This is a genomic window from Streptomyces sp. NPDC041068 (genome assembly GCF_040647455.1).
GTDB lineage: Bacteria > Actinomycetota > Actinomycetes > Streptomycetales > Streptomycetaceae > Streptomyces.
This window is the reverse complement of record NZ_JBEZCG010000001.1, coordinates 479475-504618: the sequence shown is the minus strand read 5'-3', so window position 1 is coordinate 504618 and position 25144 is coordinate 479475. Positions and strand designations below refer to the sequence as shown.

The 25144-nt window shown below is 69.8% G+C and carries 16 protein-coding genes; 7 read left to right on the top strand and 9 right to left on the bottom strand.

Translation table 11 applies throughout. From position 1 onward, the window contains the following. Window positions 1-29: 29 nt before the first annotated feature. Together AB0B50_RS01905 and AB0B50_RS01900 are read left to right on the top strand one after the other, a co-directional pair. On the top strand, window positions 30-1337 hold the full coding sequence (locus AB0B50_RS01905; RefSeq protein ID WP_362324000.1) for an MFS transporter: 1308 nt from the start codon (window positions 30-32) through the stop codon (window positions 1335-1337). Window positions 1338-1374: 37 nt separating this feature from the next. Beyond that, window positions 1375-5370, top strand: coding sequence for an amino acid adenylation domain-containing protein (locus AB0B50_RS01900; protein ID WP_362323997.1), 3996 nt, complete (start codon window positions 1375-1377; stop codon window positions 5368-5370). Window positions 5371-5373: 3 nt separating this feature from the next. On the opposite strand, the gene AB0B50_RS01895 is transcribed toward AB0B50_RS01900, so the two are convergent. Then, window positions 5374-7503, bottom strand: coding sequence for a cytochrome P450 (locus AB0B50_RS01895; RefSeq protein ID WP_362323994.1), 2130 nt, complete (start codon window positions 7501-7503; stop codon window positions 5374-5376). A gap of 107 nt (window positions 7504-7610) precedes the next feature. Here AB0B50_RS01895 and AB0B50_RS01890 point away from each other — a divergent pair, with 107 nt between their 5' ends. Then, the gene (locus tag AB0B50_RS01890) at window positions 7611-8525 is read left to right on the top strand and encodes a phenylalanine 4-monooxygenase (protein ID WP_362323991.1); all 915 of its coding nucleotides are present in this window, start codon (window positions 7611-7613) and stop codon (window positions 8523-8525) included. Window positions 8526-8551: 26 nt separating this feature from the next. Here the strand turns inward: AB0B50_RS01890 and AB0B50_RS01885 are convergent, their stop codons facing one another. The 7 genes from AB0B50_RS01885 to AB0B50_RS01855 are packed head-to-tail and all read right to left on the bottom strand — an operon-like array spanning window position 8552 to window position 15365. Beyond that, a complete protein-coding gene (locus AB0B50_RS01885; RefSeq protein WP_362323988.1) occupies window positions 8552-9520 on the bottom strand; it encodes an amidohydrolase family protein in 969 nt (322 codons plus the stop codon). Next, complete coding sequence (locus tag AB0B50_RS01880; protein WP_362323985.1) at window positions 9517-9765, bottom strand: hypothetical protein; 249 nt, start codon at window positions 9763-9765, stop codon at window positions 9517-9519. Before AB0B50_RS01880 ends, AB0B50_RS01885 begins: the two co-directional genes overlap by 4 nt. After that, the gene (locus AB0B50_RS01875) at window positions 9762-10742 is read right to left on the bottom strand and encodes an amidohydrolase family protein (RefSeq protein WP_362323982.1); all 981 of its coding nucleotides are present in this window, start codon (window positions 10740-10742) and stop codon (window positions 9762-9764) included. Before AB0B50_RS01875 ends, AB0B50_RS01880 begins: the two co-directional genes overlap by 4 nt. After that, window positions 10739-12244, bottom strand: a complete 1506-nt coding sequence (locus AB0B50_RS01870) for an AMP-binding protein (RefSeq protein ID WP_362325019.1) — start codon at window positions 12242-12244, stop codon at window positions 10739-10741. The genes AB0B50_RS01875 and AB0B50_RS01870 overlap by 4 nt, the downstream gene beginning before the upstream one ends. A gap of 2 nt (window positions 12245-12246) precedes the next feature. Next, window positions 12247-13935, bottom strand: a complete 1689-nt coding sequence (locus tag AB0B50_RS01865; protein ID WP_362323979.1) for an aminotransferase class III-fold pyridoxal phosphate-dependent enzyme — start codon at window positions 13933-13935, stop codon at window positions 12247-12249. Further along, window positions 13901-14575 carry a GNAT family N-acetyltransferase gene (locus AB0B50_RS01860; RefSeq protein WP_362323976.1) on the bottom strand — a complete coding sequence of 225 codons (675 nt, stop codon included), beginning with the start codon at window positions 14573-14575 and terminating at the stop codon, window positions 13901-13903. The genes AB0B50_RS01865 and AB0B50_RS01860 overlap by 35 nt, the downstream gene beginning before the upstream one ends. Before the next feature lie 37 nt (window positions 14576-14612). Beyond that, window positions 14613-15365 (bottom strand): fatty acid desaturase, encoded by a 753-nt coding sequence (locus AB0B50_RS01855; RefSeq protein ID WP_362323973.1) that lies wholly within the window; start codon window positions 15363-15365, stop codon window positions 14613-14615. A 917-nt stretch (window positions 15366-16282) separates the two neighbouring features. On the opposite strand from AB0B50_RS01855, the gene AB0B50_RS01850 reads away from it, so the two are divergent. Both AB0B50_RS01850 and AB0B50_RS01845 read left to right on the top strand, forming a co-directional pair. Then, window positions 16283-17224, top strand: a complete 942-nt coding sequence (locus tag AB0B50_RS01850) for a methyltransferase (protein ID WP_362323970.1) — start codon at window positions 16283-16285, stop codon at window positions 17222-17224. Between the two features lie 103 nt (window positions 17225-17327). Then, on the top strand, window positions 17328-18647 hold the full coding sequence (locus AB0B50_RS01845; RefSeq protein ID WP_362323967.1) for an aminotransferase class III-fold pyridoxal phosphate-dependent enzyme: 1320 nt from the start codon (window positions 17328-17330) through the stop codon (window positions 18645-18647). Window positions 18648-18725: 78 nt separating this feature from the next. On the opposite strand, the gene AB0B50_RS01840 is transcribed toward AB0B50_RS01845, so the two are convergent. Further along, window positions 18726-22673 carry an amino acid adenylation domain-containing protein gene (locus AB0B50_RS01840; protein WP_362323964.1) on the bottom strand — a complete coding sequence of 1316 codons (3948 nt, stop codon included), beginning with the start codon at window positions 22671-22673 and terminating at the stop codon, window positions 18726-18728. 494 nt (window positions 22674-23167) lie between these two features. On the opposite strand from AB0B50_RS01840, the gene AB0B50_RS01835 reads away from it, so the two are divergent. Then, window positions 23168-24166 carry a thiamine pyrophosphate-dependent dehydrogenase E1 component subunit alpha gene (locus tag AB0B50_RS01835; protein WP_362323961.1) on the top strand — a complete coding sequence of 333 codons (999 nt, stop codon included), beginning with the start codon at window positions 23168-23170 and terminating at the stop codon, window positions 24164-24166. Continuing rightward, a complete protein-coding gene (locus AB0B50_RS01830) occupies window positions 24159-25142 on the top strand; it encodes a transketolase C-terminal domain-containing protein (RefSeq protein WP_362323958.1) in 984 nt (327 codons plus the stop codon). Before AB0B50_RS01835 ends, AB0B50_RS01830 begins: the two co-directional genes overlap by 8 nt. The last annotated feature ends 2 nt before the right edge of the window (window positions 25143-25144 follow it).

The window sequence follows — 25144 nt, the reverse complement described above, 5'->3', positions numbered from 1 at the left end:
GTGTTGGGGCGGATGACACTATCTGACGGATGGTCGACGACAGTAGAAAACATTCCTCGATCTGGCACAACCGTGAATTCCTGCTCTTATGGAGCGGGCAGACGGTCAGCGAGATGGGATCGCAGATCACCGTCCTGGCCCTGCCGTTGGTCGCGGTCGTGCTACTGGACGCCACCCCGTTCCAGGTCGGCCTGTTGGCGGCCGCCGAGACCAGCGCCTACCTCCTCGTCGCACTGCCGGCCGGGGCCATCGTGGACCGGGTCGCCAAACGACGCCTGATGATCGGGTGCGACGTCGCGCTGTTCCTGGTGATCGGCTCGGTGCCACTCGCCCACGCCCTCGACACCCTCACGCTCGTCCACCTCTACGCCGTCGGGCTGGTCTCCAGCGTCCTCTCCGTGTTCTTCGCGGTCGCCTACCAGGCCTATCTGCCCGCGGTCATCGAGAAGCACCAACTCCTCGACGCCAACGGCAAGCTCGCCGCGTCCCGGTCCGTCGCACAGGTCGCGGGGCCCAGTTCGGGCGCGGGCCTCGTGACGCTGGTCGGCGCCGCGGGGGCGATGGTGGCCGACGCGGTCTCCTTCGCGCTGTCGGCGTGCGCTCTGACGGCGATCCGTACCCCTGAGCCGCGCCGGAAGCCCGACCCCGGCCCGCGTCCTACGATGCGGGCCCAGATCCGGGAAGGCCTCGACTACGTCCTCCGTGACCGCATCCTGCGGAACTCGGTGGCGTTCAACGGCACCGCCAACTTCTTCGTCATCATCGTGGAGACCCTGGGCCCGGTGTTCCTGATCCGCACCCTCGGCCTGCGTCCCGGCCTGGTCGGTCTGCTCCTCGCGCTGGGGGCCGTCGGCGGTGTGGCGGGCGGCGTGGCAGCGCGGCACCTCGCGCGGAAGTTCGGCTCCGCGCGGATCAGCTGGATCTCGATGACCATCCTCTCGCTGCCCGGCCTGCTCATCCCGATGGCCGGATCCGGCTGGTGGGTGCTGCTGTTCGGCTTCGGCTGGGTCTCCTGGACGTTCTCCTCCACGGTCGCGGGCATCTCGCTGACCAGTTACCGGCAGGCTGCCTGCCCGCCGGAGATGCTCGGCCGGGTCAGCGCCGCCGCGCGCTGGATCACCTGGGGCACCCTGCCGGTCGGCGGCCTGGTCGGCGGCGGGCTCGCCACTGCCTTCGGCGTCCAGACCACTTTGTGGATCGCCGTCATCGGTGGTTGCTGCGCGGGTCTTTGGCTGTTCTTCTCACCCTTGCGGGGCATGCGCGACATTCCGCTCACCCCGCCCGAGCCCAGGCCCGAGCCCGAAACCGAAACCGAGACCGTGGCCGAAAAGCAGTAGGACCACCGCGTCATACCGCCATCGGATGGGGGAACCAATGATCCCGCTTTCCTATGCCCAACGCCGACTGTGGTTTCTGTCCCGATTCGAAGAACACGGCCCGGCCTACAACGTGCCGCTGGCCCTCCGGCTGACCGGAATCCTCGACCGCGATGCGCTGATCCAGGCATTCACCGACGTCGTCGAGCGGCACGAGGTGCTGCGCACCGGCTATGTGGAAGTCGACGGCGAGCCCTATCAGGAGGTGCGGGACACCGAGGATGCCCGGCCGGTCTTCCTGGTGCGGCAGAGCGATCCGGAGCGTCTTGCCGGGGATCTCGACGCCGCGACCCGCCATGTATTCGACCTCGCCACCGAACCCCCCGTCCGATGCACGCTGTTCGTGCTCGGTGAGACCGACCACGTCCTGCTGGTGCTGTCCCACCACATCGCGGCCGACGGCTGGTCGATCGGGCCGCTGACCCGTGATCTCGCCACGGCGTACGAGGCGCGGTGCGCGGGGGACGAACCGGACTGGGACGAACCGCTGCCCGCGCAGTACGCGGACTACGTGGCATGGCAGCGCGACTTCCTGGGCGACGCGGACGACCAGGACAGCCTGCAGGCACGGCAGTTGCGGTACTGGACCGCCGCCCTGGCCGGGATGCCGCCCGAGTTGGAGCTGCCCTACGACCGTCCGCGGCCGCCCGTGTCGGCCCATCGCGCGGGCAGCCTCCAGTTCCGGCTCGGCACCGCCGTGCAGGCCCGCCTGGTCGCGCTGGCCAAGGAGAGCCGGGCGACGGTCTTCATGGTGCTCCAGGCCTCGGTCGCGGCACTGCTCTCACGGCTCGGCGCCGGCACGGACATACCGCTGGGCTCGGCCGTCGCGGGCCGCTCCGAGGAGGAGTTCGAGGAGCTCGTCGGCTTCTTCGTGAACACCGTCGTACTCCGCGCCGACCTCTCCGGGGACCCGACCTTCCGGGAACTGATCGCCCGGGTGCGCGACACCGACCTGGCGGCCTATCAGCACCAGGACCTGCCGTTCGACAGGCTGGTGGAGACGGTGAACCCCGACCGCTCGCCGGGCCGGCACCCGCTCTTCCAGACGATGCTCACCTTCGAGGTCCGTTCCACCGCGGCGTGGCGTCTGGGCGCCGTGGAGGTGGTGCCGGTGGAGACGGTCACCAGCGCCACCAAGTTCGACCTGCTGTTCCAGGTGGAGGACGAGTACGGTCCGGGCGGCGCGCCCCAGGGCATCCGCTGTGTGGTCGACTACGACACCGAGCTGTTCGACCGCGCCACGGTCGAGTCCATGGCCTCCCGTCTGGTCCGCCTCATCAACACGGTCGTGGCCGACCCGGACGTCGCCGTCCACGGCATCGAGCTCCTGGACACCGCCGAACGCCGCAGGCTGCTGACCGACTGGGGAGGCGCCGAGGACGAGACCCGCCCCGGTGACGACGCACGGGCGTCCTCCGTGGCCGAACTCGTGCAGCGGCAGGCCGCGCTCACGCCCGAGCTGCCCGCGGTCCGGTGCGGTACGGACGTCCTCAGTTACGCGGAGCTCAACGCGCGGGCGAACCGGCTCGCCCGCCGCCTGGTGGCCTTCGGCATCGGGCCCGAGGACGTGGTGGCCGTCGCCCTGGAGAGATCGACCGACCTGCTGGTCGCGCTGCTCGCCGTGGGCAAGGCGGGCGGTGCCTATCTGCCCGTCGACGCGGACTACCCGGCCGACCGCATCGCCTTCATGCTGGCGGACTCCCGGTCGGCGCTGCTGCTCACCACCAGCTCCGTGCGGGCCGGCCTGCCGGACGTGGACGTGCCAGCCTGGCACCTCGACGAGCCCGCGCCCGCGACACCGGGCCCCGACACAGACACAGGCACAGACACTCACGCCGACACCGACACCGACCTCACCGACGACGACCGCCGTTCCCCGCTGCGCGACCTCCACCCGGCGTACGTCATCTACACCTCCGGATCCACCGGCAGGCCCAAGGGCGTCGTCGTACCGCAGCGTGCTGTGATCGACTACGTCATCTCGATCGGCGAGAAGTACCCCGGTGCGCACGGTGTCGTCCTGCTGAGCTCGTCGGTGTCCTTCGACATCTCCGTCACGTCCCTGTTCACCCCACTGACCCTGGGCGGCTGCGTCCTCCTCGCGCCGCTGGAGAACGACCCGCAGGTGGAGGCGTGGCTGGCGGACAACCCGTGCACCATGCTCAACGTGACCCCGAGCCACCTCGCGCTGCTCGACGCCCTGCCCGAGGTGTTCGTGCCCACCGAGGACCTGATGCTCGGTGGTGAGCCGCTCACGGCGGAGGCGCTGGAGCTGTCGCGGCGCAGGCGTCCCGGGCTCCGGTCCCACAACCTCTACGGCCCCACCGAGATCACGGTGACGTGCACCGAGTACGCCGTCGAACCGGGACAGCGGTTGGCTCCCGGCCAGATACCGATCGGCACCCGGCAGTCCGGCAACCGCCTCTACGTCCTCGACGAACGGCTGCGTCCCGTCCCTGTCGGGGTGAAGGGCGAGCTGTACGTGGGCGGCTCCGGTGTGGCGCGCGGCTATCTGGGTCGCCCGGGGCTGACCGCACACCGGTTCGTGGCCGATCCGTACGGCCCGCCGGGTTCTCGGATGTACCGCACCGGGGACGTGGTCCGGTGGCTGGCGGACGGCAACATCGAGTACCTGGGCCGTGCGGACGACCAGGTGAAGGTCCGCGGGTTCCGCATCGAACCGGGCGACGTGGAAGCGGGGTTGACGGGCCATCCCGATGTGGCACGGGCAGTGGTCACCACACAGGCCGCGTCCGTCGGGGACGTACGCCTCGTCGGATACGCCGTGCCCGCCGCGGGCGCCCGCCTCGACCCCGCGGAACTGCGCCGCTTCGCGGAGCGCACCCTGCCCGACCACATGGTGCCCGCGGCACTGGTCGTGATCGACGAGGTGCCGCTGACCACCAACGGCAAGATCGACCGCGAGGCGCTGCCCCGGCCGGGGTCCGGCCCGTCGGCCGCCGGTCGCGCGCCGCGCGGAGCCACGGAGGAACTGCTGTCCCGACTCTTCGCCAAGGAGCTGGGAGTGGCCGCCGTCGGCGCCGACGAGGACTTCTTCCGGCTCGGCGGTCACTCCCTGCTCGCCGCGCGCCTGGTCGGCCGGATCCGGTCGGCCACCGGTCAACAGCTGGGAATCAGGGCGCTGTTCGAGGCGCCCACCGTGGCGGAGCTCGCGCTGCGGCTGACCGAACAGCGCGCGCACCGGGCACCGTTGGAGCACGACGACTTCCGGACCGTGCTGCCGCTGCGGGCGTCCGGGAAGGGCCCCGCGCTGTTCTGTGTACATCCCGGCGGCGGCCTTGCCTGGTGCTACTCGGCCCTGCTCCCCCACATCGGTCCCGACCACCCGATCCATGGCGTGCAGGCGCGCGGCATCTCCCCGGCCGGTGAACTCCCGGCGAGCGTCGAGGAGATGGCGGCGGAGTACGTCGAGCGGCTGCGCGCGATCCAGCCGGCCGGCCCCTATCACCTCCTGGGCTGGTCGTTCGGCGGCCTCGTCGCCCACGCGATGGCGGTCCTCCTCCAGGAACAGGGGGAAGAGGTGCCGTTGCTGTGCGTCCTGGACGGCTACCCCCATGACCTGGAGGCGGTACCGGAGGACGACGGCCCCGGTTCGGCGGCCGGCACGGAGGACGCGCTCGCCGCGATCTCCGAGGCTCTGGGGGTGGACGCCACGGCACCGGACTCCGCGGACCGCGGCGCGGCCCTCGGACTGACCGGGCCCCAACTGGACGCCGTGGTCAGGGTCTTCGAGAACAACCTCGAACTCGCCCGGGACTTCACCCCCAAGCCGTTCCGCGGTGCGATGCTGTTCGTGACCGCGGCCCTCAGCCGCGGCGGCGACCTGCCGTCCGCCGCCGAGGCCTGGGGACCGTATGTGGACGGTGCCATCGAGGACGTGGCGCTCGACAGCACGCATCACCAGTTGCTGTCGGCCGGGACCGCCCCGGTGGTCGCCGAGCTGGTCGCCCGGCGACTGCGCGGCGCCCCCTGACGGTCACCGTGCCTCGGCGGCCGGCAGCAGCGCCAGGTGTTCGGTCCACACAAGACGGAACCGCAGCGCGGTGGAGACGACCGCCTGACGCAGCCAGTTGCCGCCGGAACGGCCCGACGGCGGCTGCTGGTTGCGTACGCCCAGTTTGTTCCGGGCGATGTACTCGATGTGGAAGTTGACCGCGGCCGGGCTGATCCCGTGACAGGACGCCAGCGGGCTCAGCCTGCGGACGATCTCGGCGGTGCTGGGGATGGCCACCGTGGCGGGAGTGCGCAGCTGGGGCTCGCACAGCGCGACGAGGACCAGGAAGTACTTGGCCCGGGGGTCGAGGGCGAACGCCGGGGGCGGCTGCTCGGCGGGGTCCGCGTCGACGGCGTGCCCGCCCGCGGCGTACGCGTTGGCCGGGGTCTGCGCGCTGACCGACATGTACGTCGCGCCGGAGGAGGACGGCAGGCTGATCCTGGCGTGCGCGAACGGGACGGGCATGTCGAGCCGGCCCGGGGGCACGCAGACGTACTCGCCGCCGCCCTCCTCGTTCTCCACCACGTAGGTACGGGCCCGGCTGAGGTTGGTGATGAACCACAGTCCGTCCTCGGCGGCCCTGATCCGTCCGGCGATGGGTTCGCCGGTGGGGTCGTCCACGGCGATGTCGGCCGGCGCGTCGGTCAGGCCCCGGCCGAAGGTGACCTCCTGGTTGCTGCGCACCTCGATGGTCCCGGCGTCGGTGTCCGTGCCAGGCAGGGCGATGCGCAGGTCGACCGAAGTCCCATCCGCCGACGTCCCCTTCACCAGCGCTCCGTTGAGAGGCGTCCCGCTGGCAGGCGCTCCGTTGACAGGCGTCCCGCTGGCAGGTGTTCCTTTGTCAGGCGTTCCCTTGGCCGGTCCCCGCCGCGCGCCCGGCCCCCGGTCCGCCGTCAGGCCGATCCGGAGGTGGGACAGGCCCTGGAGGAAGTTGGACGGGCGCCGCACCGCCTCGCCTTCGACCTCGAACTCCGCGATCCGCTCGACCGCGGCCGCGAGCACGCACCGCACCTCCAGGCGGGTCAGGGTGGCCCCGATGCAGTAGTGGGGACCGCCGCCGAAGGCTATGTGCGGATTGGGGCGACGGTCGAGCCGGAAGGTGTTGGGGTCGGCGAAGACCTTCTCGTCACGGTTGCAGGAGGGGTACCAGACCGCGACCCTGTCGCCCACGGCGATCCTGGCGTCGCCGAGGACGGTGTCCTCCGTGGCGGTGCGCAGGGCGTGCAGGGCCGGTGAGGTCCACCGCAGGATCTCCTCGACCGCCGCGTCGATCAGCCCCGGATCGTCCCTGAGCCTTCGCCACACCTCCGGCCTGCGGGCGAAGAGCAGCAGCGCCCCGGCCAGCGCGTGCGAGGTGGTCTCCAGGCCGCCGTTCATCAGGCCGTCGCAGTTGAGCAGGATCTCGTCGTCGGTCAACGGCACGCCGTCGGGGGCGGCTTGGGCGAGCGCGGAGACGATGTCGTCGCCGGGCTCGTCCCTGCGGAGGTCGAGCAGGTCCCCGAAGTGGCCGAATATCTGCGTGTGCGCGGCGGTGCGGGCGGCTTCGCCCGCGGGTCCCGGGTCGGAGTCGTCGAAGGCGGCCTCCATCGTGCGGGCCAGGTCCTCCTGGTCCTCCTCGGGAACGCCGAGGAGGTCGAAGAGGGCCCATCGCGGTACCTCGGCGGTGAGTTCGGCGATCGCGTCGAAGGAGGTGCCGCGCCCCAGAAGGGCGTCGAGCCGTTCGTCGATGCGGGCGCCGAGCGTGGGGACGAGAGCGGCGACGGAGCGTGCGTTGAACCATGCCTGGTGCACTCCGCGCAGCCGCCGGTGTTCGGCGCCGTCGGAGACGACGAGCATGCGCCCCGCCGCGGCCCGCACTCCGGCGGGGTTGGCCTGCAGGCGCATCCCCTGGACGGAGACGAAGCTCGTCGGGCGCCTGATCACCTCCGACCCCTCGGCGTGGGTCACGACCGACCAGAAGCCGCCGGCCAGTTCCGACTCCGTCCACGCCACCGGATGCCCGGCACGTGCCTGCCGCCACATTTCCAGATGTGTCTCTTCGGTGTACAAGTAGGGGTCGGCGAGGTCCGCATCAGCTCGGCCGGCCGTCCATCGAGGAGTCCGAATTTTCATGGTTTCCTTTCTGGAATCCATATCGTAGCCTCCGGCTATTCGCAATGGGCACCGGCTACCTATAACCCTCCAGGGGTGACACTCAGTTGGCGACCCGTTAGCATACGTTGAGCGCTTCAATCATCGTCATCCACCAGGCGGTTCTGATGTTCAAGGAAGCCACCCTTCAATCTCCGGTAATCAAGAATGAGAACGGTCGCGTATCCGTGATCTTCGCCAAGGACCACCCCGGTTACCAGGACCAGCCGTATCAGGAGCACCGGGCCCGCATAGCCGATCTCGCATTGCGGCACGAACCCGGTGAACCGGCACCCTACATTCCTTATACGGAGGCCGAGCACGAGACGTGGCGCACGGTGAGCACGGAATTGTCCGCCAAGCACCAAGTGCACGCCTGCCGCGAATTCATCGAGGCATCCGAGATGCTCGACCTGCGGCACGACCGGCTTCCGCAGCTCAGCGAGGTCTCAGCACGCGTTGAGCCGCTCACCGGATTCACCTTCGGCCCGGCCGCCGGATTGGTCGCCCAGCGCGATTTCTATGGATCGCTCGCCGATCGAAGGTTTCAGGCGACCCAGTACATACGCCATCATTCGTTTCCTCGGTTTTCGCCGGAACCGGACATGATCCATGAGGTGGTGGGGCACGGCACGCACCTTTCCAGCAATCGATGGGCGACGTTGTACGAACTTCTCGGGAAGACCGTGCGCCGCCTGGAGTCCGACGATGCCGTCAGTCTGGTGTCCCGGATCTTCTGGTTCACCATCGAATACGGCTTGGTGAAGGAGGGCGGCAGGACCAAGGGCTGCGGGGCCAGCCTGCTGTCCTCGTGCGGGGAAATGGATTACTTCCTCGGCACGGAGATCCGCCCGTTCGACGCGGCGGCCATGGGACGTCAGGGCTATCTGGTGGAGAAATACCAGCCTGTGCTGTTCAGGGCCGAGTCCTTCAACCATTTCGAGGACTTCCTCAGTGAATTCCTCACCAGCATCGACGACGACAGCGAGCTCGTCGCCGCCTAGCGGCACCGGGGCCCCGGCCGACCGGTTCACGACCGGCTCCGGCCAGGGGCCTTCGGCGCGGCGCCCGCGGGGCGGCTCTCGGGGGCGAGGACCCGGAGCAGGTTCTCGTGCAGGAGCAGCGCGCGGTCGCGCCGGGCCACACCGCTGAAGACGGTCGGCCCCTCGACCACCTCCTGCACCGCACGGCGCAGCCCTCCGGCGACCCGGCCCAGCGGCCAGTCCGTTCCGAAGATCACCTTGTGGTTGATGCCCATCCGGAACAGCCGGTTGAGGTGGTGCGGCCAGCTCGGCAGGGTGGCGGCGCTGGCGAACCCGCCGATGTCCAGGTACACGTTGGGCCGGTGTGCCGCGAGATAGGACGCCGTGTCCACGTTGGTCACCCCTGCGTGCCCCAGGACGAAGTCGACGTCGGGGAAGTCGCGGGCCGCCTGGTCGATGTTGAGGGGGTGGGCCAACTCCGTGTCGAGGCTGGGCACACTGGGGCCGGTGTGCACGAAGACCGGCAGCGAGCGGGCCGCGCAGATCTCGTAGTAGGGGTACAGGCTCCGGTCCGACGGCGAGTATCCGCACGGCGGGTAGAGCTTGATGCCGTCGAAGCCGTAGTCGTCCAGGGTCGTCTCGAAGAACCGGAGGTTCTCGGGGCCGTGGCGGGGGTCGACCCCGATGTAGACCCAGAACCGCCCCGGGTGCCTCAGCCGAATCCGGTGGTGCCGCTCGGCCATCTCCTGCGGGGTCAGCGGACAGGCCATCCGGTGGCTGAAGTCGGGTACCAGGAGCACCGACCGGTCGACCCCGGCCCGGTCCATCTCGGCGACCAGGCCGTCGGCGAGATGGTCCTGGTGCTGCGCCTGGTAGCCGTCCGCGATCCGGCCGGGATCCGGTGCCGAGCCGTGTGCGGACAGCCGGCTGTGGACGTTCTCCGCCACCCCTTCGACGAATGCCAGGGGGACGAAGTCGGTGGATGCCACATGGCAGTGGCCGTCGTAGACGATCACCGCAAGCAGTGCTCCACCAGGCTGCGGATGCTGACGCCGTCACCCGGATCGTAGGTCGAGTAGTCGAACTCCCTCTCGCTCCGCTCCTCCAGGTAGGAGATGAGACCCACGAGCGCCATCGAGTCGAGCAGCCCGGAATGGGTCAGCTCCGTCTCGGCGCGGACATCGGCCTCCACCTCCCCCTCGTTCCAGTTCTCCACCCACGCGACGAGATCCTTCTCCACCGCCGAGACGTCTTCCTTCACGGCCGACCACCCCTTTGCTCCGCAGGTTTCCGCCCCAGGAGGCGGAGGCTGTTGCCGCTCATGATCATTTTTCGTTCGGCCTCCCGCAGTCCGGCCACGGCCGGGGCCCCGCGGGAGAACTCCTTCAGCAGTCCCCCGAGCGACTCCGACAACCGGAACGACGGCCAGCAGGTGCCGAAGAGGATCTTGTGTGAGATTCCGGCCTTGAAGAGCCGGTTGACGTGGGTCTGCCAGCCGTCGGCGCTGAGCACCGAGTGGAACTGGCTGATGTCGAGGTGGACATTGGGCCGATGCGCGCAGAGATAGGCGGCCTCGTCGACGTGCGTGACCCCGCCGTGCCCGAGGATGAAGTCCACCCCGGGGAAGTCCCGCGCCGCCCGGTCCACGAGCAGCGGGCTGCCGAAGGAGAAGTCCAGCGGCCCCCAGCCGGGCCCGGTGTGGGTCAGCACCGGAATGCCGTAGTGGGCGCAGCGCTCGAAGTACGGGTACAGGCGCGGGTCGCTCGGCCCGTACCCGCAGGGCGGGTAGAGCTTCATCCCGGCGAATCCGTACTCCGTCACGCACCGCTCGAACAGGTCGATGCCGTCCTGACCGCCCCGTGGGTCCACGCCCCAGAAGACGTGGAACCGGCCGGGGTGACGACGGTTCACGCGGTCGTGCAGGGCGGCCAGTTCGGGCTGGGACAGCGCGCAGTCGGCCGCGTGGGAGTAATCGGGCGCGACCAGGAAGGCCTGGTCCACCCCCGCCTCGTCCATCTCGGCCACCAACTGGTCCGCGTCGTCGTCCGCGTACAGCGAGAAGACCTGATTGCGTACGCGGCTCAGGCGGCCCCCCACTCCGTACGCGTCGAGGCGGTGGTGGACGTTGGCGGCCTGGTGCTCGACGAAGGACCGGGGTATGGCGAGCAGGCTGCCGAGGTTGACCTGCGCGTCGATGACCCTGCGCGGGGCGGCGGCCGTCTCCGGCTCGGGGGTCACCGGTTCCCCGCCTCCTCGGCGGCCGCGCCCGCGCCGCGTACCGTCTCGGCGAAGTGCCGTGCCACCCCGACCCGGCTCAGCTTCAGATTGCCGGTCATGAAGCGCGCGTCGGAGCGCAGGGGCTGCTCGGAGAAGATCACGGAGACGACCCGCTGATGGATGTCCAGGCGCCGGTTGACCTCCTCGATACGGCTGCGCACCTTGGCCGGCAGAGCCTCGTCGGCAGGGTCGGTGGTGGTGATCACGGCACCCAGACGCCCGGATTCGGGAGTGGGCACGACGATGATCTCCGCGATCCCCTCCACCCCGGCGAAGGCCTCCTCGATCTGGGCGGGGTGCACCTTTCGCCCGTTGCCCAGGGCGATCACGTCCTTCTTGCGGCCGATGAGGGTGAGGAATCCGTCGGCGTCGAGCGTGCCGAAGTCTCCCGTGGCGATGGTCCCGTCGGAGCGGTAGGTGTCGTCGGCCCCCTCTTCGGGGACTTCGAAGTAGCCGCTGCTCAGGGGGGCCGGGCGGTGCAGGATCACCTCGCCGTCGTCGAGGAAGCGGACGTGGTCGGAGTCCAGGAGCCTGCCGACGGTGCCGAGCCGGTACTGGTCCTCGGTGTTCCAGGCCACCATTCCGGTCTCGGTCAGGCCGTAGGCCTCCAGGAGCTTCACGTCCCGCTCCCAGAAGGCGTCCATCGTCTCCCGTCTGATGGGGGCCATGCCCGTGATCAGAAAGCGGATGGCGCCGCCCAGGAAGTCCCCGAGCGTGGCCGAGCCCCCGGACTTGCGGTGCAGCTGCAGCACGGTGTCGTAGAAGACCGGGGGGCCGATCAGGAAGGTGGGCCGCTCGCTCTTGACCGCCTGGAAGACCCGCTGGTAGGGAGCGAGCGTCAGGTCGGCGCCGAGCCACAGGCAGCAGTAGAGGGACAGTCGCTGCTGGTAGTTGGAGAGCGGCAGGAAGATCAGATGGCGGTCGCTCGCGGTGATCCGGAACGCCTCGATGAACCGGTTGATGACGTACTCGGTGCCCTTGGCGCTGATGTTCAGGCCCTTGAGCTTTCCCGAGGTGCCCGAGGAGTAGACGAGACTGTGGACCTTCTCGGGGTCCACGCGCCCCGCCGTTTCCGGCACCACGTCGGGTCCCGGCAGCCCGCCCGGGGCGATCACCGCGGGGCAGTCGGTCGTGAGGCCGTCGGCGATCAGCAGAGCGAGTTCGTGGCGGACGACGAACTCTGCCGGGTCCGCCACCTCGGCGTCCTCGGGGAACGCCTTGAGCACCGCACCCCGCATCAGCGCCGCGAGGTCCCAGGAGATCCAGTCGATGCTGCCGGGCGCGCGGATGCCGATCAGATGCCCCGGCTCCACACCGGCCGCCGCCAGCTTCTCCGCGCGCTCCGTGGCGAGCTCGTGAAGCCGACTGTACGTGACGGAGCGCCGCCCGCCCGAGATGTCGATCTCGGTCAGCCGTGCCTCGGTGTGCTCGCGGTAGCGGTCGCCGAGCTCCGCGATGTTCATGGTCACGCGTTCTCCAACTCCTTCTCCAGACGGGCGAGCAGGTGGGTGAGACGGTCCTCGGCGAACAGGGCGATCCGGCCGCCGAGCATCTCCTCGTAGCCGCCACTGCCGGTGTCCCAGGCGATACGGACCTCGACGGTGCAGCCGCCGTCGGCCGCCGGAAGCACCACGACGGTGCGGGTCAGCTCCTGCCACAGCCAGCACGTTTCCGCGCGCAACACGACGCCGTCGTCGGCCGGTTCGGCCCGGTCGGCCCAGACCACCTCGTCCTGTCCGATCCGGCCGCTGAACTCCTCCTCCGACTCCGAGTCCTGCCGTTCGGCCAGGGTGTCCAGGGCGAACGGGTCCAGGAGCCGCGGCCGGTCGTGCAGCAGCCGGACCACGGCCTCGGCGGGCCGTGGCAGCGGGACGGCCCGGATGAGCGGGGACTGCGCCGCCGTCGGCCGTACGCTGCCCCGGGCCGCGTCGGCCTCGGCGAGGACGCCTTCGAGGACGCCCAGGCACCGTTCGAGGTCGTCGTCGGAGATGACCAGCGGCGGCTGGATACGCAGCACCCGGGGGTTGTAGAGGGAGTAGGTGGAGGTCACTCCCTCCTCGATGAGCCGTCCGAGGACAAGCCCGGTCAGGGCGTCGTCGTGGAGTTCGAGTCCGTGCATCATCCCGATGCCGCGGTGTTCCGCGATCACTTCCGGATACCGCTCGGCGGCGGCGGACAGCCGGGCGGCGATCCGCTCTCCCTTGGCACGGATCCCGGCGAGGAACTCCTCGTCCGAGGCGACGGCGATCGTCTCCAGGCCGACCCGGCACGCCAGGGGGTTGCCGCCGAGGCTGGAGCCGAAGGTCGAGGGCAGATCGCGCAGGACGTCCCAGACCGCCTCGGTCCCCAGCACGGCGGAGAGCGCGAGCACGCCGCCGCCGAACGCCTTGCCGACGCAGACCAGGTCCGGGGTGATCCCGAACTGCTGGTACGCGAAGAAGGTGCCGCACCGGCCGAACGCGGTCTGCATCTCGTCGAGTACGAGGAGCGCGCCGGCCTCGGTGCACAGGCGCCGGACCTCTCGCAGGTAGTCCGGCGGCGGCGGGACGACTCCGGCCTCCGCCTGGACGGGCTCGAGGAGTACGGCGGCGACCGAGTCGTCGAGCGCCTCGGCCAGCGCGTCGAGGTCGCCGAAGGGCACCTGCTGGAATTCGGACATGAGCGGGCCGAGGCGTTCGCGGTGCTCTGGCCGGGCCGCGGCGCCGAGCGTGGCGAAGGTCTTGCCGTGGAAGCAGCCGAGCGCGCTGATGAACCGCGGACGGCCGGTGGCAGCCCGTGCCAGCTTCAGGGCGTTGTCGATCGTCTCGCCGCCGCCATTGGCCAGATACGCGAACGGCAGCTCCTGGTCGGTGAGTTCGGCCAGGCGTTCGGTGAGGCGGATCTGCACCTCCTCGAACATGATCTTCGTGCTGTTGAGCACCCCGGAGTCGAGCTGGTCGCGGATCGCGGCGACGATCCTGGGATGGGAGTAGCCCAGGGACTGGTTGCCGTACTGGTCGAACATGGCCAGGAAGGACTGCCCCGCGTCGTCCCGCATGGTGGATCCGGTGCCCACACCCTGGACACCGCAGCCCATGACGAAGGCCATCTTCGCGTAGGTGGGGTGGTTGTGGGCTGCCTTAGCCTCGGCCAGTACCTGCCGGTATGTCCGCATGCTCGGAGGATCCCCTTGCGTAGGCGTCGAAGTCCTGGAAGAAGTACTTGAGCAGCCCATTGGCCTCGGCCCCCGCCTCCTTGCAGCGGCGCACCGCCTGCGGCACGTCGAGGGCGGCCACCATGCTCAGCGGCGCACCGGTGAAGCGGGGGTCACGGTAGGGCCCGTGGACCGGTACGAATCCGATGTCGGTGTAGAAGTCGCGCAGCCGGCCGTCGAGGTCGTCGACGAAGAAGTCGCCCAGGATGCACGTCACTTGATGCTCCTGGGCGCTGTGCACCAGCGCCTCGCGCATGAGCCGCATGCCCACCTTGTGGTTGCGCACGTCCGGCAGTGTCATCAGGTGGCCGAACTCCACGAGCCGGTGGTGCGCGGCGCGCAGTTCGCCGATCTTGGCGACGTCCTCGCAGGGCAGACCGGCCTTCGAGTCCGGGACGATCTTCACCGTGCCGACCGCATCGGCTCCGGCGTACGCGAGGAGGTAGTAGGCGTGGGCGTCGAACTTGTCGAAGGTGTCGGCGGTCTGCGCGGTGTCGGTGAGCCGCTCCTGGTCCTGCACGTACACCGCTTCCCGCAGGCGCAGCACATCCGCGTGTTCCGCCGGTGTGCGCGCCCTGCGGAAGGTGATGTCGTCGAGCATGGTCCCGTCCTTCCGTCCATCCGCGTTACGGGGGTGACTACTTGGTGCCGAGAAAGCTCTTGAAGTAGGCGAAGTAGCCGGTGTGGTAGTGGCGCAGACGATCGCGCACCTCGACATGGAGGACCGGCAGCCGCTCGATGGGAAGGTTGGGCATCAGATGGTGCTCGACGTGGAAGTTGTTGCCGTTGGTGTACCAGGTCAGCAGCCAATTCGACTTGATGGTCCGGGTGTTGGCGAACGGCGAGCGGTCGAGCGTGTCGCAGCGGAAGTGCTCGGGCAGCTCGATCAGGGCGTGCGCCGGAGCCGCCACCAGGACCAGCGGAAGCAGCCAGACCCACACAACCGCGGCGTCGGCGAACACCAGCGAGAGCGCGACCGCGGCGACGAGGGCGAACACGGCCAGCAGGTGTTCGGCGCGTATGCGGCGGGTGTTGACGGCGCTCTCGCCGTCGAAGTTTCTGCCCCGCACCGCCTTTCCGACGCCGATCGCAAACTGCCAGTAGTGGTACGCCATCGTGAAGCGGGCGATCCAGGTCAGCGCGGTGCTCGTCCGGCTCCGGTCCTCGCCCTCGCCGTACTGGTCGCCGTAGTCGAAGAACTCACGGTTCCCCGGGGTGCCGAGGTCGCGGTGGTGGCGCATATGAGCCACGCGGTAAGCGGTGAACGAGATCAGCATCGGCAGACCGAGCAGCACACCCACCACGCGGTTGGCGCGCCGGCTGCGGTAGGCGAGACCGTGCAGGGTTTCGTGCTGGAGCTCGGCGGCGTGCGCGAACATGAGCCCGATCAACAGGACTCCGCACACCCGCAGTGACACCTGCGACTGGAGCGCCAGCCAGCATCCCGCAGCCGTGATCAGAGCACAGACCAGCACTTTAAACGTGAATAACCGGCCGCGTATCTCACCACGAATTGCGTTTCGAACTTCACGGATAGCCACTGCATCCATCGATAGCTGGGCATCACTTCCCGCCGCTCCGTCCACTGGGCGTCCCATTGATCCCCCTTCTCGACCGACTACTGTCGGGAGCAATGAAGTGCGGGGCTGCGGTGGACGACTGCAGCCGCCTGCATGGAAATCGCCACTGCCTGACGGCAGGGTCCTATGACGGAGATCTGCTTCATCTCTCCGGCGTTCCGAATACGCTCAAACCGTGTTGCGTCGGGAATCTCTATGGCCAGGACAGCTGTATCTCCGGGGCACCAGTGGCGCACCCGCATGCCATCTTCATTGCGGGTGGTCCCCCCAGTCAAGGCCCACTTTCCGAACTCCGACATTCCGGTAGTTCGTTACGGGAGCAGGGTCCAATTTCGGTGCAAAATGGGGCCGATCAGGTGTCTCAGGCAGGTTCCGGCACTCCTCACGGGCACGTTCCCGCACCTGTCCCCGGCATGTTCCTTGACCCGCCGAAAGTATTCCGCCCGGCATGTATAGTCTACGATTGCCCGAGTCTGATTCGTCACTCTCGGTATACCGCGATCGGAATCGGAACACCCCCTGAGGGGTCCTCGCACGGTTCCGTCTCTCCCCACGCAAAGCGCATCCGCGGACATCGCGTACCGCATCAAGGACGTCCTGCCCCGCTTCAAGGCGAGGGCACACGTCAACGGCTTGCTGGAGGATTCTTGGCTGCTGAACCATTGCGCGACGTCGCCGCGTTGTTGGACATCTACCGGCAAGGGCTCGTCTTTCACAGCCTCTGTGCCGTGAGCCGCCTGTCCATCCCCGACCGGATGGAGGGCGGCAGACGCGACATCGCCGGCCTCGCCGAAGAGACAGGTACGGACGAGGACGCCCTGCGCAGGGTGCTCGTGCTCCTCGCGGGCAGCGGGTTCGTCGACATGGACGCGGGGCGCGTCAGTGCCGCGCTCACCGACCGGGGAAAGGTGCTGTGCCGAAGTCACCCGCTGTCACTGTGGGCGACTTTCGCCACGTTCGGCGTCCCGGACGTCGCCAACGCCCTCACCGCGACCCTCAAGGACGGCGGGCCCGCCACCCGGCACGCCCTCGGCATCGACTTCTGGGAGCACTTGACGAAGCACCCCGACCAACAACTGCTGTTCGGCGAGGCGATGGCGGAGCAGGCGCGGTTGCTGACGCTGCCGTGCGTACCGCTCCTGGACTGGCCGGCCGACGGCACGGTGGCCGACATCGCCGGCGGCATCGGGGTGCTGCTCGCCGACATCCTGGACGAAGTGCCGGACGCCCAGGGCATTCTCGTCGACCAGCCGGACGTGCTCGGACGCGCCCGTTGCTACCTGGCGGAGCAGGGCGTCGACGACCGCTGCACGGTGCGGACCGGCGACCTGTTCGTCCCGCCGCCCCGCGCGGACGTCTATGTACTGTCCCGGGTCCTGCACGACTGGGACGACGACAGCGTGGCCGCGATCCTCGACGCCGTGCGCCGCGGCGGGGACGACACGGCCGTGCTGCGGATCTTCGAGGACGTACTCCCGGACGACGCCGTCCCCTCCGCCATCCAGGGCTGGGCCGACGTCGCCATGCTCGCCCTCTACGACCGCGCCCGGGAAAGGACGTTGCCGGAGTTCCGGCGCCTCCTAGAGCGCGGCGGCTGGCAGTTGGAGCGGGTCGTGCAGGGGCCGCCCGGGATGTGTGTCATCGAAGCACGTCCGCTCGCCGCTTCCTGACTGCGGCGATCGGGAAGCGGGCATCGAGGCTCAGGGATCAGGGATCGAGGAACCACCGTCAGCGGGGCGAAGACACGTAGCCAAGTAGACAGGGAGCCAGGCCGTGATCGATCGAGATACGTATCCGCTGTGGAACAGCCCGAGCATGAGCGCCTACCTCACTACCTTGTCCCACGAGAACATGCTGGTCGAGGGGCGTGGCGTACGGGTGCGCGACGCCGCAGGACGCTGGTTCCTCGACGCCCGCTCCGGGCTGTGGAACGTCACCCTCGGATACGACCACCCGCGGGTCACCGAAGCCGTCGAACGGCAGCTGCGCACGCTGCCGTTCGCCAACCTGGTCGGCTACGGCAGGCCGGGGGCGATCGCCGTGGAGGCCGCCGAGGCGCTCCTCCCCCACCTGCCGGTGCACATGAACAAGATCCGCTACTGCAGCAACGGCTCCCAGGCGGTGGAGACCGCGGTCCTGCTCTCACGCTTCCTGCACCACAGCCGCGGCGACCGGGAGCGGCTCGCGGTCTTCGGCATGTGGCGCGGCTACCACGGCCTCGGTTCGGGCGCCGGCGCCGTGACCGGCATGTCGTACGTACACGATCAGTCAGGACCCCTGCTGCCCGAAGTCCACCACGTGGCAGGGCCGTTCGAGGGAGAGGGCGAGGGAGAGGGCGCGGACACCTCCGGCCAAGGGCTGGAGCAGACCATCACCGCGTACGGTCCCGAGCGGGTGGCCGCGGTGGTCCTCGAACTCGTCGTCGGCGAGGGCGGGCACGTCCTGTCCGACGCGTACCTGCACTCGCTCGAGCGGTTCTGCCGCGGCCACGGCATCCATCTGATCGTCGACGAGGTCAGCACCGGCATGGGCCGCACCGGCGCGTTCACCCGCACCGAACAGGTCGGCATCCGCCCCGACATGCTCACCCTGGGCAAGGGACTCAGCTCCGGCTACGCGCCGTTGTCCGCGGTGGTGCTCTCCGACGAGATCTCGGCCCTCCTCTTCGACCTCGACTTCGAGCAGAAGTTCCTGGTCGGCTCGACCAACGACGGGCACCCCCTCGGCCTCGCCGCGTCGATGGCCGTCATCGACACCCTCGCCGACGGAGAGGTCCTCGAGAACGTCGAGGCCATGGGCGCGCTGCTGCGGGACGGTCTGGTGGAGATGGCGGCGCGCCATCCCCATGTGGCGGCGGTCCGCGGCACCGGTCTCATGCAGGCGGTCGAGATGGCGGTGACCGAGGACGGGCCGACGGCCGGCGGCGCGGTGGCGGATCATCTGCGGCTCGCCCTGGAGGAGCGGGGGGTGCTGGTCTCCTCGCTCGCCATGGTCCCCGCGGTCATGTTCATCCCGCCGCTGGTCGTCACCGCATCCGACGTGGAGGAGATCGTGACGACGCTGGACAAGGCGCTCGCGGACATCCGGTACTGACCGGCCGCGCCGCGGTCGAAGCCGAGCGGCCCGGTCCACCGCCGAGAGGCGGTGGACCGGGCCGCTTCCTCCGTGCGGTCAGGCGTCAGGTCCCGCGGCAAGCACCTGTGCCACCTCGGCCAGCGACGTCGCGTGCATCAACTCGTCGTGCGCGCACGCGATGTCGTGGTTCTTCAGCCGGCCCCGCACGAACGGGCCCCAGGACTCGGCCCGCGGCGTCCGCGGGGACCTGCCCTGTGCGGCCGTGAAGAACACCACGTCCCCGTCGAAGGGTTGGGGGCGGTGGCGGCACAGCAGGGCGCTGGTGTGCCGGAACGTCCGGAAGAGTGCCGCGCCCCTGCTCTCGTCCAGCTCCGCCAGGTCGGCGCTGAAGCCGCGCAGCGCCTCCGTGACGGCCGTGATCGTCAGGGGTTCACCGGAGGTGTCCGGCACGGGGCAGTCGAACTGGGCGAGGAGCGCCTGGAGCGCCTCCTGCTCCGACATGCCGTTCTCCGGCAGGTCCGGGTCCGCCTCCGCCGGGTAGCTGTCGAGCATGGCGAGCAGCTCGACCTCCTCCCCCTGCTCCCGCAGTTTCACGGCCATCGCATGAGCCGCCTGCGCGCCGAAGGAGTACCCCAACAGGCGGTAGGGCCCGGCCGGTTGGACGGAGCGCACCGCGTCCACGTACTCGGCAGCGAGCTCCTCCAGGGTGCCCGGCAGCCCGTCCTCCTCGGTCAGGCTGCGCGCCTGGAGTCCGTACAGGGGCACGTCGGCCGGGAGGTGCCCCGCGAGCCGCAGGTACACCCAGCTCTGCCCGCCCGCGGGGTGGACACAGAACAGGGGCGTCTTCTTGCCCGTCTTCCGCAGCGGAACCAGGACGTCGTCGCGGCCTCGCACCGCGCCGTCGCCCAGTTGCCGCGCGAGACCGGCCACCGTGGGGCTGGCGAACAGTTCGCCGACCGAGAGTTCCCTGCCCAGCGTGGAGCGGATCCTGCCGAGGAGGCGGGTGGCGGAGAGCGAATGCCCGCCCAGGTCGAAGAAGTTGTCGTCGATGTTGACCTGGGGCACCTTCAGGATGCGGGCGAAGAGTCCGGCGAGGATCTCCTCGACCGCGGTGCGCGGCACCTGGCTGCGGTCCGCTGCGGCCGCCGTGGGCGCGGGCAGGGCCTTGCGGTCCAGTTTGCCGCTCGCGGTCAGCGGCAGTTCGTCCAGGGCCACCAGTTGGCTCGGGGTCAGATAGCCGGGCAGCCGGTCGCCGACCTCGGCGCGCACGGCGGCCGGGTCGAGACGCCTGCCGGGTTCGGGTACGGCGTATCCGATGAGCCGTCGGTCGCCGGTCTCGTCCTCGATCACCGTGGCGGCGGCTCGGGCGACGCCCGCGACCTGCCGGATCGCCGCCTCGACCTCCCCCAGCTCGATGCGGTGCCCCCGCAGCGCGACCTGGTCGTCGTTGCGGCCGACGAAGACCAGGTCTCCGTCGGCGGTCCAGCGGACCAGGTCGCCCGTGCGGTACATCCGGGTGCCCTCGGGCCCGTAGGGGTCGCGTACGAAGCGTTCCGCGGTCAGTTCGTCCCGTCCGCGGTAGCCCTGCGTCACCCCGGCCCCCGCCACGTACAACTCGCCCACGGCCCCGACGGGCACCAGTTCAAGGCGCTCGTCGAGGGCGCGGACGCGGACGTTGCGCAGGGGTTTGCCGATCGGCGGAGCCTCGGCGTCGGCGGGCGTGAGCGGCAGGCTCATCGCGGTGGAGATGGTGGCCTCGGTGGGGCCGTAGCCGTTGATCAGCCGGCAGACCGGCGACCAGCGCCTGACGACGTCCGGTGACGACGCCTCGCCCACGATGGTGATGGTCACGCCCGGGGGCAGGTCGTCCGGTGACATCACTTCAAGGACCGACGGGGCGAGGACCAGGTCGTTGATGCCCGCCTCGTCGATGATCCTGGCGAGGTCGGGGCCGGGCGCCAGGCGGTCGCTCGGGGCCACCACGAGCGTGCCGCCGACAAGGACCGACTGCGTCATCTCCCCCACGGAAGCGTCGAAGCTCGCGGAGGCGAACTGCAGGGTGCGGCTCCCCGGCCCGGAGCCGAGCCGGTCGAGCATGGCTCCGGTGATGTTGACGACGCCGCGGTGCGGCACCACGACTCCCTTGGGGCGCCCGGTGGAGCCGGAGGTGTAGATCAGATACGCGGGAAGCCCGGCGTCGAACGCCCCGGTGCGCTCGGCGTCGGTGAGGTCGTGCCCCGGCAGCCCGGTGAGCGTCCGCCGCAGGGCGGGGTCGTCGAGGAGGAGGCTCTCGGCGTCGAGGACCTCGGCGAGGTGCGCGGTCGAGGAGTGCAGCAACAGCAGCGCGGGCGACGCGTCGGACACCATGAAGGCGAGCCGGTCCACCGGGTAGGACGAGTCGAGCGGCAGGAAGGCGGCGCCCGTCTTCAGTACGCCGAGTACGGCCGCCACCAGCTCCGGCGACCTGGGCAGGGACAGACCGACGACGCTGCCGGGACCGACGCCCCGGGACACCAGATACCGTGCGAGCCGGTTGGCCCGCGCGTTGAGCTCGCTGTAGCTGTGCGTGGCGCCGCCGTGCAGCTCGACCGCCGGTGCCTCCGGGGTCCGCTGTGCCCACTGCTCGACCAGGGTGTGCATCCCCGCATCGGGGATGTCCCGGACGGGCCCCGCCCCCCAGGCAAGGAGCTGCTCCCGCTCCTCGGCCCGCAGAAGAGGGAGGCCGCCGAGCGGTGTCTCGGGATCCGCGGCGGCGATGCCGTCCGCGAAGTGCAGGAACCGGTCGAGGTGGGCGTCGACTTCGGTCTGCAGGTGGAGGTCGGCGTTGCCGGCGGCGATGACCTCGACCGCCCCGTCGGCGGAGGTCTGGAAGAAGGTGAACATCAAGTCGGCGACGTGGCCGTGGGAGAGCGTCCGCAGGCGCGCCGGGGCCCCGGCGAAGTCGAGGTCGTAGGTGAAGCCCATGACGTTCAACGCCGGGCCCCACAAACGCCGTTCGGTGCCGAGCAGTCCCAGCTCCCGGGAGAGCTCCTCCGAGGGGTAGCGGCTGCGCTGGAACGCGGCGCGCGCCTCGGCCCGGGTCTCCTTGAAGAAGGTCGACAGCGGGGTCCCCGCGTCCGTGGCCAGGCGCAGCGGCACGGGGTTGGTCAGCATGCCGGGGGTGTCCCGCTCGATCCGGGTCAGGCGCGCCGCGACCGGCATGCCGATGGTGACCTCGGGCGAGTTGGTCATCCGTGCGGTGTAGGCGGCGGCGATGCCGGTCGTCAACTCGACCCAGCTGACGGCGAATCGTTCGGCCGCCGCACGCAACTTCGCGAGCCGCCCCGGGTCCAGGGCCGCCTTGCGCAGCAGCACCTCCGAGCCGCCCGGCCCGCGCCGCGTGGTCAGCCGTACCGGTTCGGGGCGGTCGGAGAGACGCTCCAGCCAGTACTTGCGGTCGCGCTCGCGGCGCGTCGACGCGAGGTAGGCCGTCTCGCTCTCCACCAGCATGTGGAAGGGCCGGAAGGGAGAGTCGTCGACGCTCCGGCCTGCCGCGAGCTGCGTGTACACCTGCGCGGTGCGGTGGTGGAGCGTGCCCAGACTGCCGCCGTCGAGCAGGAGATGGTGGACGCGGCGGTAGAGCGTGAACCGGTCGGCCGCCAGCTTGAACAGCGCCGTGGTGAACGGCGGGGGCTCCGACAGTTTCACCTCCTTGCCCATGTCCGCGCGCATCCACGCCTCGGCCGCGGCCCGCGGGTCGGCTTCGGAGCTGACGTCGAAGTAGTGAGCCGGCGGCTCCGCCGCATCGTCGACGTACTGCACCGGTCCGTCGGCGGTCTCCACGAAACGCAGGCGCAGCGCCTCCATTTCCGTGGTCACCCGTCGGTGGGCCTCCTGCAGCAGTACGGGGTCCAGGGGTCCGTCGATGTCGAGGCAGTCGGCGATGCTGTGATGCGTCACGGTGGGTGCCAGAGCCTGTGCGAACCAAATTCCCCGCTGGGCGGCCAGCAAGGGCAACAACTCGCTCGAGCGGTCCGGAGTTACTTTGTCCTGCGGCCCCGGCATGAAGTCCCTCGCATTCGTCGTAATGCGGTCATGAGAGTAATGCGGTCATGAGAAACATGTGGCGCGTTTCCTGGGAATCAGAAGCTCTGCTCGGTCCATGCGGCCGCGTGCGGGAGATAAACCCGTTGGCCGACTCTGATTTTGAAGTATTGGCGAGCTCGAGAACAACGAAAATCGACCATAGCAAGGGCGGTCACCGCCTGGGAAGGGGCCAAGATTGCTGCAAAAGCCAACCTGCCTGGCATATCGACCAATAGCGACAGTCGGCAGACTTTGGCCGCCCCCACGAGCGTGCGCCTGACGGCAGCCGGATGCTTGCTGCTGTTCAGGCACGCGGGTTAGCATCCTGGGGTTCCACAGCTGTGACACGCATGTCTGCATGTCTGCACGACGCGTCTTCGGACCGGAATATCGTCGACCGGATGAGGCGGTTTCATTACCGCGGGCGGACCGTATCCGCGGCATTGGCCGATGTGGAATTCGAGGGACACCCCATGACTGACGCCATGAGTGAGCAGTACTCGACAGGTGAACGGCTGTACCGGACCATGCGGTTGATCCGCCGCTTCGAGGAGTACTGCATCAAGCTGGTGCGGTCCGGGGAGATCGCGGGCGGAATCCACCCCTACATCGGCCAGGAGGCCATCGCGGCCGGGGTGTGCGCGGCGCTGCACCCCGACGACTACATCACCAGCACGCACCGGGGCCACGGCCACGTGCTCGCCAAGGGGGCCGAACCGGCCGCCATGATGGCCGAGTTGACCGGCCGGGTCACCGGTCTCAACAAAGGCCGCGGCGGCTCCATGCACGCGGCCGACGTCAGCCTCGGCATCCTCGGCGCCAACGGCATCGTGGGCGCGGGCGCCCCGATCGCGACCGGCGCCGCCTGGGCGTCGAAGCGCGCCGGTGACGACCGCGTCGCGGTCAGCTTCTTCGGGGACGGCGCGGTCAGTCAGGGCGTGGTCCTGGAGTCGTTCAACCTCGCGGCGTTATGGCGGCTGCCGGTCCTCTTCGTCTGCGAGAACAACGGATACGCCGCCACGCTGACCGTCGACAACGCGGTCGCCGGCACCGTCGTCGGCCGTGCCGCCGCCTTCGGTATCCCCTCCGTACGGATCGACGGCACGGACGCCGAGGCCGTCATGGCCGCCACGCGTGAACACGCCGACCGTGCCCGTTCGGGAGGCGGCCCCGCGCTCCTGGAGTGCACCGCGTACCGGTTCGATGCCCATCACACCTGGGAGCACAGGTCGTTCGTCCGGTACCGGACCCAGGAGGAAGTGGCCGAGGGACGCTCCCGGGACCCGCTGCTGATCCAGGCGGAGCGCTTCCCGTCCGAGGTCAGGGACCGCATCGACCGTGAGGTGGAAGACGTGCTGGAGTCCGCACGAGAGTTCGCCCTCGCAAGCCCCAAACCCGATCCGGCCGACGCACTCGACCATCTGTACGCGACGGGTCTGCGTCCGCGGGCAGGGGTGAGCGCCCGTGCCTAAGCTCTCCTACCTCGGCGCGCTCTCCCGGGCCCTGACCGACGAACTCGCGCGCGATCCCGACGTCTGCGTCTTCGGCGAGGACGTGCGGGTGGGCGTCGCCAACATCACCAAGGGGCTCGTGGACCGGTTCGGTCCGCAGCGGATCGTCGACATGCCCCTGTCCGAGCAGGCGTTCACCAGTTTCGCGACCGGTGCGGCCCTCGTCGGACAGCGTCCGGTGATCGAGTTCCAGATTCCGTCCCTGCTGTTCCTCGTCTTCGAGCAGATCGCCAACCAGGCGCACAAGTTCTCGCTCATGACGGGCGGTCAGGCGAACGTACCGGTCACCTATCTGGTGCCCGGGTCCGGCTCCCGCGTGGGCTGGGCGGGTCAGCACTCCGACCAGCCGTACGGTCTCTTCGCCCACGTCGGGCTCAAGACCGTCGTGCCCAGCACGCCTTCCGACGCGTACGGTCTGCTCGTCTCGGCGATCAGGGACGACGACCCGGTGGTGGTCCTGACCCCGGCCGCGTCCTCCGCGGACCGCGAGGACGTGGATCTCACCGCGCTCGGCCCGATACCGCTCGGCGTGGGCAACGTGGTGCGCCCGGGTTCGGACGTCACGGTGGTGGCGGTCGGCCATCTGGTCCAGGAAGCCGTAGCGGTCGCCGACGAACTCGCGCCCGAGCTCTCCGTCGAGGTCTTCGACCCCCGCACGGTGTACCCGTTCGACTGGGCGGGGCTCGCCGCCTCCGTAGGCCGCACCGGCCGCCTGGTCGTCATCGACGACACCAACCGCTTCTGCGGCTTCGCGGCCGAGATCGTCAGCACCGCCGCCGAGGAACTCACGCTCACCGCACCGCCCCGACGCGTCACCCGTCCCGACGGCACGGTGCTCCCGTTCGCCCTGGAACTCGACCGCGCGGCCCAGCCGCACAGGGAGCAACTCGTGGCGGCGGTACGGGGGGTGTGCGGGGTGCCCGGGCGGGGCGCCTGACG